Annotated in this window: 10 protein-coding genes and 1 pseudogene; 5 read left to right on the top strand and 6 right to left on the bottom strand. The window is 35.7% G+C overall.

Annotation, left to right across the window (positions count from 1 at the left end; translation table 11 throughout):
- The 4 genes and pseudogenes from ABZC96_RS04805 to bcp all read right to left on the bottom strand — a co-directional run.
- A partial coding sequence (locus ABZC96_RS04805) for an ABC transporter ATP-binding protein (protein WP_373029467.1) occupies positions 1-503 on the bottom strand: 503 nt, incomplete at its 3' end.
- A 161-nt stretch (positions 504-664) separates the two neighbouring features.
- A complete protein-coding gene (tsf, locus tag ABZC96_RS04800) occupies positions 665-1,726 on the bottom strand; it encodes a translation elongation factor Ts (RefSeq protein WP_373029466.1) in 1,062 nt (353 codons plus the stop codon).
- Between the two features lie 221 nt (positions 1,727-1,947).
- A pseudogene (gene rpsB, locus ABZC96_RS04795) lies at positions 1,948-2,730 on the bottom strand (30S ribosomal protein S2); the annotation flags it as partial.
- 330 nt (positions 2,731-3,060) lie between these two features.
- Positions 3,061-3,531, bottom strand: a complete 471-nt coding sequence (gene bcp / locus ABZC96_RS04790; RefSeq protein WP_373029465.1) for a thioredoxin-dependent thiol peroxidase — start codon at positions 3,529-3,531, stop codon at positions 3,061-3,063.
- Between the two features lie 40 nt (positions 3,532-3,571).
- On the opposite strand from bcp, the gene ABZC96_RS04785 reads away from it, so the two are divergent.
- The 5 genes from ABZC96_RS04785 (at position 3,572) to ABZC96_RS04765 (ending at position 9,473) form a co-directional block, all read left to right on the top strand.
- Positions 3,572-3,787, top strand: a complete 216-nt coding sequence (locus ABZC96_RS04785) for a hypothetical protein (RefSeq protein ID WP_373029464.1) — start codon at positions 3,572-3,574, stop codon at positions 3,785-3,787.
- A 231-nt stretch (positions 3,788-4,018) separates the two neighbouring features.
- Positions 4,019-4,816: a CorA family divalent cation transporter gene (locus tag ABZC96_RS04780; protein WP_373029463.1), complete on the top strand. Its 798-nt coding sequence runs from the start codon at positions 4,019-4,021 to the stop codon at positions 4,814-4,816.
- 154 nt (positions 4,817-4,970) lie between these two features.
- Positions 4,971-6,335, top strand: coding sequence for a magnesium transporter (mgtE, locus tag ABZC96_RS04775; RefSeq protein ID WP_373029462.1), 1,365 nt, complete (start codon positions 4,971-4,973; stop codon positions 6,333-6,335).
- Between the two features lie 19 nt (positions 6,336-6,354).
- Positions 6,355-7,527 carry a calcium:proton antiporter gene (locus ABZC96_RS04770; protein ID WP_373029460.1) on the top strand — a complete coding sequence of 391 codons (1,173 nt, stop codon included), beginning with the start codon at positions 6,355-6,357 and terminating at the stop codon, positions 7,525-7,527.
- Positions 7,528-7,628: 101 nt separating this feature from the next.
- A complete protein-coding gene (locus ABZC96_RS04765; protein WP_373029458.1) occupies positions 7,629-9,473 on the top strand; it encodes a mechanosensitive ion channel family protein in 1,845 nt (614 codons plus the stop codon).
- Between the two features lie 70 nt (positions 9,474-9,543).
- Here the strand turns inward: ABZC96_RS04765 and ppk2 are convergent, their stop codons facing one another.
- Both ppk2 and ABZC96_RS04755 read right to left on the bottom strand, forming a co-directional pair.
- On the bottom strand, positions 9,544-10,365 hold the full coding sequence (gene ppk2, locus ABZC96_RS04760; protein ID WP_373029457.1) for a polyphosphate kinase 2: 822 nt from the start codon (positions 10,363-10,365) through the stop codon (positions 9,544-9,546).
- A 14-nt stretch (positions 10,366-10,379) separates the two neighbouring features.
- Positions 10,380-11,238: succinylglutamate desuccinylase/aspartoacylase family protein (locus tag ABZC96_RS04755; protein ID WP_373029456.1), on the bottom strand; the 859-nt coding region annotated here is incomplete at its 5' end.

Below are 11,238 nucleotides of genomic sequence, written 5' to 3'. Positions count from 1 at the left end.
TCTTTGTCCAAGTTCCCTGTAGGTTCATCTGCAAAGATGATACGAGGATTTTTACTTAATACTCTGGCTATAGAGACACGTTGCTGCTGTCCGCCTGAGAGTTCGCCTATCTTTTGTTTCATCAGTTCTTTGATCTCTAGTTTTTCAAGTATGGCATCATCTATTTTCTCAGCACTTAACATGCTGGCTACTTCGATGTTTTCCAGTGCACTCATACCTTTAAACAGGTAATGGAACTGAAAGATGATCCCTATATCATAACGTCGTAATGCTTCAATAGCCTTATCATCAAGCGTGTAAAGATCTTTCCCTAAAAGTGTTACACTGCCTTTATCAGGTCTGATAAAAGTTGAAAATATATGTAAAAGTGTAGACTTTCCGCAGCCGCTTCGACCAATGATCGCTGCACTTTGTGATGGCTTTAAAGAAAAGTTTACATCGTGAAATAAAAGGGTATCAAAACCGTGGGAAATATTTTGCGCTTCCAATAAAAATTGGGACATCTGTTGCCTTTAAACTATTTTGCAAGTATGGATTTTGTTCCACTTCATGGCATATTCTAACATAAAAATGTGATGGGTATATTGAGAAATAGAGGAAAAAAATATGAGAGACTCTGTTCAAGCTGATAGCTTGAACAGAAAAAAAGAATAAGGGAAGACCCTTATCCCATTTGTGCAGCAACTTCAGCAGCAAAATCTTCTTCTGCTACTTCAATTCCTTCACCAACTTCTAGTCTTACAAAATGTACGATATCAGCTGAACCACCAGCCGCTTTTGCTTTTTCTTGAATATATTCAAGAACTGTTTTGCTATCATCCATTACAAATTTTTGGTCAAGAAGACATAGTTCTTGATCAAGTGTTGTGTTGTCTGAGATAAATCTTTCGATCTTACCTGGAAGGATTCTGTCCCAGATCTTTTCAGGTTTACCTTCAGTTTTAAGCTCTTCTTTGAGTAGTGCTTCAGCTGCAGCCATAACTTCTTCAGTCAATTGACTCATAGAGATATATTGAGGAATGTTCTTAAGTGTTTTACCAAGTCTAACAAGTTCTTCATTCTCTTTTTCGATAGCGATGATTCTACCTTTAGTCTCTTCTTCTACAAATGTAGGATCAAAATCTTTATAAGAAAGTGTTTTTGGTGACATTGCAGCTGCATGCATTGCAACTTCTTTAAGTACAGCTGTCATTGCTTCAGCTGTCTTAGCAGAGTCACACTTTGCTTCAATGATTACACCATTTTGACCGTTAGAGTGAACATAACCGTTTACCGCTGTAGTTTCATCTCCAACGATAAGTGCAGCTCTTCTTACATCAAGTTTCTCACCAATAGTCGCAACTTGAAGAGAAAGATAATCAGAAAAAGGCTCACCGTTGATAGTAGAAGCATTGATCGCTTCTGCATCTTTAAGATTATTGTCAAATGCATGATTTACAACGGTATCCATAAGTGCTTTAAATTTGTCATTTTGTGCAACAAAGTCAGTTTGAGAGTTGATCTCAACGATTACTGCTTTATTACCTTCAACTTTAACACCGATAGCACCTTCAGCAGCAACTTTCCCTGCTTTTTTAGCAGCAGCACCCATACCTTGGTCTCTTAACCATGCAACCGCTTTGTCCATGTCTCCATCAGCTTCAGTCAATGCTTTTTTACAGTCCATCATCCCTGCATCAGTCATCTCTCTGAGTTTTTTGATATCTTTAGGTCCAAAGTTTGCCATGATTACGCCTCCGCCAATTCTTTAGCAGATGCAACAGCGTCTCTAAAGTTACCTTTAAAGCTGTATTTTTCTTCCATTACTTCAATTTGAGCATCAGTCATGTTTGCTACATCAGCGTATGTGTAGAAACCTTCATCGTTGAGTTTTCCTTGGTATACTTTACCAACACCAGCGATCTTAGTAAGGTCATCACCTTTTGTTTCAGCTTTAGGCGCTGATTTTTCTTCTACAAGTGCTGCTACTTCTTCTTCAGATGCTGCTTCAGTCATGACTTCTGCTACTTCTTCACTTGTTGCTTCTTCAACATCTCCACCAGTTGTTTCAGCATATATTGCTTTACCTTCGATGATCGCTTCAGCCATTTCTTTACAGAAAAGGTCAATTGAACGGATAGCATCATCATTTCCAGGGATTGGATAATCAACCATATCTGGATCACAGTTAGTGTCAAGTGGTGCAACAACTTTCATACCAAGTCTTCTTGCTTCTTTAACAGCGATGTGTTCTTTCACAGAATCGATAACAAACATCATGTCTGGAAGTTTTTTCATGTGTCTGAAACCTTCGAGGTAAGAGCTTAATTTCTCTTTCTTTCTCTTAAGCATCAAAGCTTCTTTTTTAGTTAAAAGATTGATTTGACCAGTCTCTTCCATTTGCTCGATGATCTCAAGTTTTCTGATAGATTTTTTCATTGTTGGGTAGTTTGTTAACATTCCACCTAACCATCTAGTTGAAACGTAAGGCATACCACATCTCTCAGCATGCTCTTTTATTGCTTGTCTAGCTTGTTTTTTAGTACCTACGAAAAGTACTGTTTGTCCTTCAGCTGCTGCATCTCTTACAACATTGTAAGTATATTTGAAATATCTAAGTGTTTTTTGAAGGTCGATGATGTAGATATTCTTTCTTGCACCGAAAATGAATTTTTTCATTTTTGGATTCCATCTTCTTGTTTGGTGTCCGAAGTGTACGCCACATTCGAGTAAGTCTTTCATTGTTACCATAAGTTTCTCCTTGGTATATAATCATAATAGAACTTTTATCTATTCAATACGACCAGTCGTATGAACCCACTGTTGAAGTGGTTTTAATAAAAAAGCTCAGTTAAAAGCACATGCTTCATCACTAGGTTTAATCCGCTGTAGTCCTCAATGTCAATTCTAAATTTAGAATTACACAACCGTGCAAGGAATAACTACATGAGTATTTCCATTATTCAAGCTATTTTTGTAGCCTCTCATAGAATAAGGAACGCGATTATACCGAAATGATCTTTAAAATTTTATAAAAGGGAGAAGGAAGACAAGAACAAGGAATACCTTGTCCAAGTAGTATTAAACGTTTTGAAGCTCTTGCAGTTTAGCCTTTACAGCATCCACATGTTCTTTGACTTTTACTTTTGTCCATGTTGCAGCGACTTTTCCATCAGGGTCTATGATGAATGTAGAACGTACCACACCCATATACTCTTTACCCATGAATTTTTTGAGTTGCCATACACCAAAGGAATTACAGAGGGCTTTGTCCTCATCTGCAAGTAATGTGATCTTCAACTCTTTCTTCTCTATAAAGTTTCTGTGTTTTTGAGGAGAGTCCGGGCTTACTCCGAGTACAATGGCAGAAAGATCTTCGAAATTGGGAAGTGCCGCTGTGAAATCACAAGCTTCTGTTGTACATCCTGGAGTATTGTCTTTTGGGTAAAAATAGAGTACTATCCATCTGCCTTTAATATCTCTAAGACAGATCTCTTCCTCATCTTGGTTTGGTAAACAAAAATCCGGTACTTGCGTTCCCACTTCTAACATACTGTATCCTTTATAATTTCTTTTTGGGTAGTATAACAGAATGAATAAAGAAAATGAACACTCAAAAGAAGAATTACTGGCAGATATAGAAAAACTTATCGCTTATGGCAGGGAAGAGACAACGATCAATCCCGTTCTACTGGCATACCTGGAAATAGATGACCTCATCTCTACAAAGAAAAAACTACTCGAGAGAGTAGGAAAACTCAGTGAAGAAGATAAAGAGTGGCTACAACAGTTTAAGAAGTACGAATAAGCATGAAGAAGATCCAGCTAATCATTCTAAGTAACCACTGCAACTTTAACCTATAGCTGTATAATATCCTAGAGATTAAACAACTTAATAAAAAACCTTATAAAATATATAGTTTTATAAGGTTTTTAAAATCAAGAATTCTTCAGCATTGTAATTTTGAAACCAGCCACAAATCTCTATTTTTTGAATATTTGATACAATATGATAATAATATAGTGAGGTGATTAACTAATGGAACATTTTGAACAATTTTTAGATCAGCTACACCTAGAAGACTTAAAGAATGAGAAACACCCATCAATATTTGATGTAAATGATGAATACAATATGCTAATAGTTCGGATGCCTATTATAAATGAAAAGGTTATAGGTCAATCTATCGGGTTTGTTATTACCACACAGAACAGTTTTTTATACAATAGGGATGAACAGAAGTTTGAAATACTTGGTGATTGTTTTGTAGGACCACATAAAATCATTGATGCAATGACAGATGAGCTATTAAAATCATTTACAAAATACCAAAATTTAATTGCAGATATGGAAGAAATTCTATATGAAAATAAGGCTACAAATAGATTTATGACAGATTGGATAGGACTGAAACGAGATATATTACTCATTCAACGAATACTTATACGAACCTCTGAAATGTTACTAGGGATGATACATCATTACCAAGCAAGCACTGATTTCCCAATGAATAGCTACATAGATACGCATGAACATATGGAGCGAATTTTGAATTCAGCAACGCATCAACTTGCTAAACTAGATTACCTCTATAGTTTCCATAGTGCACGTGCCAATGACAAAATGAATAAAATGATTTATATTCTTACAATAATTTCTGCAGTTTTCCTTCCATTAAACCTATTGGTTGGCTTTTTTGGAATGAATACAAGTGGACTGCCGTTTACATCTTCTGAACCAGCTGGCACATTGAATGTTCTTTTCCTAATGCTAATGTTTATTGTATTGACCTTTATAGCTATTTTAATGTGGCGTAAAAAAGTTCAAAAAGAATGATAAGAATTATCACATTTATTTCACACAATAAAAGATTTTTGGGGTAGTATGATCATGGGTACTTATTTTTCTGCATCATTCATTTTTAACTGTTAAATATCATACATTTCTTTACATATATTGGATAATATATCAAAAATAATAAGGGATCGTCATGGACAATGAAACACTAGAACAAATTGAAGTTTTAGAACAATATCTCAATGAATATATTGAAGGAGCAAACCTTGATGTACACCCCTATGAAATTGCTGATCTTCTTCTTAAGGTCAAAAAATCTGATGAACAAACATATATTAATTTTTTAAATAAACTCCCAAAAGATCTTTTAGCTGTAGTCATCATAGAATTGCCAAAATCAGATCAAGAAGATATATATGAAAGATTTGGTGCAAAAAAACTTGCAAAGCTTACTGTGGAGCTTAATACCAATGATGCAGCTGACCTCATCCAACATATTGAAGAAATAGATGAGGAAAAAGCTAATGCAATTTTATCAAATCTTTCTGTAGAAGACCGAGTCACTATAGAAGAACTCATCTCTTATGATGAAAATGAAGCCGGTGCACACATGCAGGTGGAGATTTTCGAAGCACACATGGATGAAAAGATCGGTGACTCTATCTTACGTCTTAAAAAGATGAAAGAAAACAATGAGATCGATAATGTACATCATGTATTTGTCATTTCGAATGGACGTACATTCGTTGGTATGATTCCTCTTGAAGATCTCATACTGCATGGTCCAAAAGAATTATATAAAGATGTGATTGATGATGAAGGAAAGATCACTGTCTATGTTGCCCCTCATGATGATATCAAAAAAGTGGTTGAAGTCGTAAGTAATTATGATCTTAGTGTTATTCCCGTAGTAAATGAAAAAGGCACACTTGTAGGACGTATTACCTCTGATGATATCTATGACATTATATCAGAGGAAGCAACAGGCCAAATCTACAACCTGGCTGGTGTTAGTGATACTGCGGAGCAAGAAGAGAGTTTTTGGATGATTGGTAAATCAAGAGCTATTTGGCTTGGATTAAATTTGTTTACAGCGATTGCTGCCTCTTTGGTTATCGGGCTGTTTGACACAACAATTCAGTCTTTGGTTGCACTGGCTATCTTAATGCCTATTGTTGCATCAATGGGCGGTAATGCAGGTACACAGACACTGACAGTTACAGTAAGGCAAATGGCACTAGGTGAGATTACCGGAGATGAAGCAAGACAAACCATCATCAAAGAAGTTTCTATTGCTCTTTTGAACGGTTTAATTTATGGTATTGTAATGGGTATCATCGCTTATGTCTGGTTTGGACTACCTATGCTGGGTATTGTCATTGCTATGGCAATGGTCGCGAACCTTTTCGCAGCTGGTTTTTTTGGTGCAACTATACCATTGACACTTAAAAAACTTGGTGTTGATCCAGCTATTGGTTCAACAGTACTTTTGACGACGGTTACAGATGTTGTTGGTTTTTTCAGTTTTCTAGGGTTAGCAACTTTAATATTATTATAAATCAAGGATTAAAATTTATATGGAAATAAATGATACAGTAGAAAATAACAATAATTGGAAATATTACGTAGAAGATTATTGGGATATCGTAGTGGGTATGGTGGCAATTATTATAGCTGTAGTATTACATAAAAACGGTAACGGTAATATGGCAACTGCTATGGCGGCCATTGGTATTGCCTCACTTTCATTGACGGTTTCAGAAGTGGCTGAAATCCTTTCTGAAAGATTGCAAGAACCTTATGGAAGTATGGTTCTTACGTTTTCTGCGGTTATTGTAGAGATCGTTCTTTTGTATATCATCTTACTTGAAGCGGTACATTCACCCGAAGTTGTTGAGACGGTCAAGGGTGGTATAATCTCAGCAGTCATCGTAGACATGAACGTACTTTTGGGACTTGCAGTATTTATCGGTGGTCTTAAATTTACAGAGCAAGAACACAACAAAGAAACTTCAAGTACCTATACGACTATATTGCTCGTTACGGCTTTAGCACTGTTGGTACCAAGTCTCTTGAGTGAATCAGAGCATGGTAATGCCATTATTAAAGAAGCGAGTATTATTATTGCTGCTGCATTAATGGTTTTTTATGTGATTATCTTTATTTTTCAAACTAAAACCCATACACACTTTTTTCAGGCAACCGCAAAAAGCAGAATTTTTAGACTTAAAAGAAGATTACAAGAAAAAAATCAAGAGATTGATGAAAATGAACATAGTGATTATATCTTTGAAAGTTTCAACAACATAGGTAATTTTGCCGTCATATTTATTTTGATCGGTATGATTGCTTTGAGTGCGGAAATCTTTGCAACGGATGGGGTAAAACTGGCTAAAGAGTATGGTATTTCAGCAGGACTCGCCGGTTTGATCATTGCAATTGTTGCAGTTACCCCAGAAATTTTTACGGCGGTTAAAGCAGCCAGAAATGATCAGATTCAAAGAGTTGTCAATATCGCGATGGGTGCTTCTGTGGTATCGATTCTCCTCACTGTTCCTATATTGTTGGCTTTGGCATACATGAGTGGTATCAACCTTTTGCTTGACTTTAATACACTTCAAATAGGTGCGTTGGTGATGACTATTATCTTAGCATGGAAAAGCACAGATGAAGGCCAGACAAACTACTTTGAAGGTTTGTCACACTTAATGTTCTTTGTATGTTATACGATTATCGCTGCCTATTATTAATGTACTACGTGTTGTATTAGTAAAATACACATTTTTTTGACTATTTGTTATTAATCTTTTCGATACGTACTATGCTATAATTTAAAAAAAAGTAGCACTTTATGAAATCATTAATATTTTTATTCCTTCTCTCACTCTCTTTATGGTCAGCTGATATCGATATAAGACTCTATGAGGGAAATAACACGGTAGCGTATCATCAAGAAGTAAGTAAGCTCATTGACCAAGAGGCCCCGAAAGACCAAACTGATATAGAACGTATCGCTACAGAACGTATGATACTGGGGAAACTTGGGAACATGCTCTCTCCTGAAACAAAAGTTGATTCTTTACCTGATTCACTTTTGCCTTTCGATCAAAATATTAGCAGTGAAAACTATCTTTCTTTTCTTAATGCGCTTACCCATGCATATGCAACGATTGATACATTAAAAGAAGAACAATCCAACATGCAATCCAAACGAAAATATTTAAGTAAAAGCATCAAGGATATTACAACTGAAGATAAAAAAAACTTACTGCTTTACCAGCTACAATATGCATTTTACAAACTGAAAGACAAAAACGATGCACTTTCCATAAAAGCATATGAAGACTTGGTTAAGAAAGGTGAAGATCGTTTAAAGAAAACGCTTAAGCAAGTCACTTTCAATATTCCTGTTTTAGAGAAAAAACTTACTGATATAAACACAGAAATTCTTACTATTCAGTACGAAACTGTTGCTCTCAATTTGGCTAAAGAACGTGAATTAATGCATCATGAAACCTTTTCTAATACACTGAGTGAAAAACTTGTTGCCAATCATATGGAGATGATGAAAACATTAAGTACAAAAATCGATTATACATTACTTCTTTCTCTTGCTTATTTACAGATAAATGAAAACGAAAAAGCACTCGATACATTCAACTCTAGCAAATCAGATCTTGACTCACTTACACCAGAACTTATCAAACACTATACGCTTAAACGGTCTATTTTGACAACTCTCTTTAAAGAAAAAGCAGGCAATGTGGCGCTGGCACTCTCAAATGTCGAACAAAGTGCCGAAAATCTTTATGAATATACTTACAATAAACTTACCGAATCACTTTTTGTATTTAATGAACGAAATATTTCCATCATGGATATGCTCAAAGTAGTTCTTATACTCATACTTGGATTTATGCTTGCTGCATTTTATAAACGTAAGATCATGAATCTGGTCACACGAGATAAACTTTCTTATTCTTCAGCTAAAGTGATCTCTAATTCTGGTTACTATATTCTTGTATTTATTACATTACTTACTGCACTCAACAGTATAGGGTTGGATCTTACCAATCTAGGGTTGGTTGCCGGAGCACTCTCTATAGGTATTGGTTTTGGTTTACAAACTGTCGTCTCAAATCTAGCTGCAGGTATCATTCTAATGTTTGAACGAACTATCCGATTGGGTGACTATATAGAAGTCTCAGATACGATTCGTGGTACAGTCAGTGACATGAAAATGCGTTCAACTACTGTCACTACCAATGACAATATTGACGTCATCATTCCTAACTCTTCCTTTATTCAAAACAATGTGATCAATTGGACTTTAGAGAATGATATCAGACGTATACATATACCTTTTTCCGTTGCCTATGGAACACCTAATGAAAAAGTAGAGGAAGTGATTTTGGGCGAATTAAAAGACTCCCAAATCAATTATGTATCAAAACCTCTAAAATATACTACGCTGGTGTGGATGACGGCCATGGGATCAAGCTCTGTAGATTATGAATTAGTCGTATGGGTCAAAGGACAATCAACCCTTAGACCTTCAGGTACAAAATCAGATTTTTTAAAGTTTATCTACGCAGTGCTGAATAAGCATCATATTCAGATACCTTTCCCGCAATTGGATTTACATGTTAAGCAAGCTGAAGTACCTCAAGAGAATAACGATCTGAAACTCATGTAAAACTACATGAGTATATTTATCATTCTAAATAAAATATTGTGCTATTTATATAAATCGTATCGTTAAAAAACTAACGTATCAATTCCTCTTCTACAGATACCAAAATACTATTATCTGGTTTTAGGTCAAGTGAGGAATCTTCTGCCTTAAACCCAAGTTCTCTCAAGATAAGTTTCATTGCATCAATACGTGCTTTATGCTTGTCATCAGAACGAATAATATGCCATGGTGAACTTGGTGTATGGGTTTTTTCAAGCATAATTCTCTTTTTTTTAGTAAATTCATTCCACATTGCTTGTGCTTGCATATCAATTTCGCTTAATTTCCATTGACGTAAAGGGTCAGTTCGACGCCTTTCAAAACGTTCACTTTGCATATCCTTTGAAACACTTAAATATATTTTAATGAGACGTGTTCCATGTTTAATAAACGAGTCTTCAAAAGGAATTACTGTATCCAAAAAAAGTTCATACTCATTTTGTGTACAAAATCCAAAAACTGGTTCTACCATAGCACGGTTGTACCAGCTGCGATCAAAAAGAACCAGTTCCCCGCCTTTAGGAAAGTGTTTAATATATTTTTGGAAATACCATTGTGACTTCTCTTCATCAGTAGGTCTTCCTAATGCAACAGTACGGCAGTGTTTTGGATTAAGATACTGAGCGATGCTTCCTATAAGACTTCCTTTACCAGCAGCATCTCTTCCCTCAAAAAGTATGATAACTTTTTCTGATCTTTCTTCCATTTGAGCAAGCAATTTAATAAGTTTTGCCTGATACACTTCCAACTCTTTCATTTTTGCATAATAGATATCCGCTTCATTTTGACGATGACGCAATGTATCATTCTCTTCACGAAGCTTTATAATTTCGTTGCTAAAATCTTTTTCCATAATATGGCCTCTTTTTATTCAATACTCTCTTCATCATTCAGCTCATGAAATTCACTCTGCTCAATGGCATCTTCACTAAAATATCCGATCTTATGCTCTGCCGTTTCAAGATCTCCAAATCTTGCAATATGAAAAACAGCATCCCCAGCTTGTACCAAAGGGATTTCAGATTTACCTATAATGATGCCATCAAAGGATGCTTTTATTTCAAAAGATACATCATCCAAAGGCTCATCTATAAATGCAATGATTTCATCTTTTTGCACCGTATCTCCAAGTGCTTTTATCGTTCTAAGCATACCACTTTCACTTGCTCTTACCCATTGACTGCTCTTTGTAATAACAGGGACTTTTGCAGGCTTTTTACGTAATACCTTAGGGAGCATGTTATTTTCTCTCAGTACATTTACTATGCCATGTACACCTATTCTAATACTTGTTTCATCAAACCTTAAAGCCTCTCCCGCTTCATAAAGTAAGATCGGTACACCTTCTTCCTGTGCTACTGCACGAAGAGATCCATCTCTTATCTCTGAATGCAATACTACAGGTGCTCCAAATACCTTTGCAAGATTAAAGGTATATTCATTTTCAATGTTGGTTCTCACTTGAGGCAGATTTGACTTGTGTATAGCCCCCGTATGCAGATCTATACCTAAGTCACATTTACTGACAATCTCATCATAAAAGATGTTTGCCACTCTTCCTGCCAAAGAGCCTTTTGCACTTCCAGGAAAACTCCTGTTTAGATCTCTTCTGTCAGGCAGATATCTGGATAAAGTCATAATCCCATAAACATTGACAATAGGTACTAAGATGACCGTTCCCTTAAGCCTCTTCAGGATACTCAACATCCTAAATCTTCTAATAATC

It is taken from the genome of Sulfurovum sp. (genome assembly GCF_041551015.1).
Classification (GTDB): Bacteria; Campylobacterota; Campylobacteria; order Campylobacterales; family Sulfurovaceae; genus Sulfurovum.
This window is presented reverse-complemented; position numbering and strand designations above follow the sequence as displayed.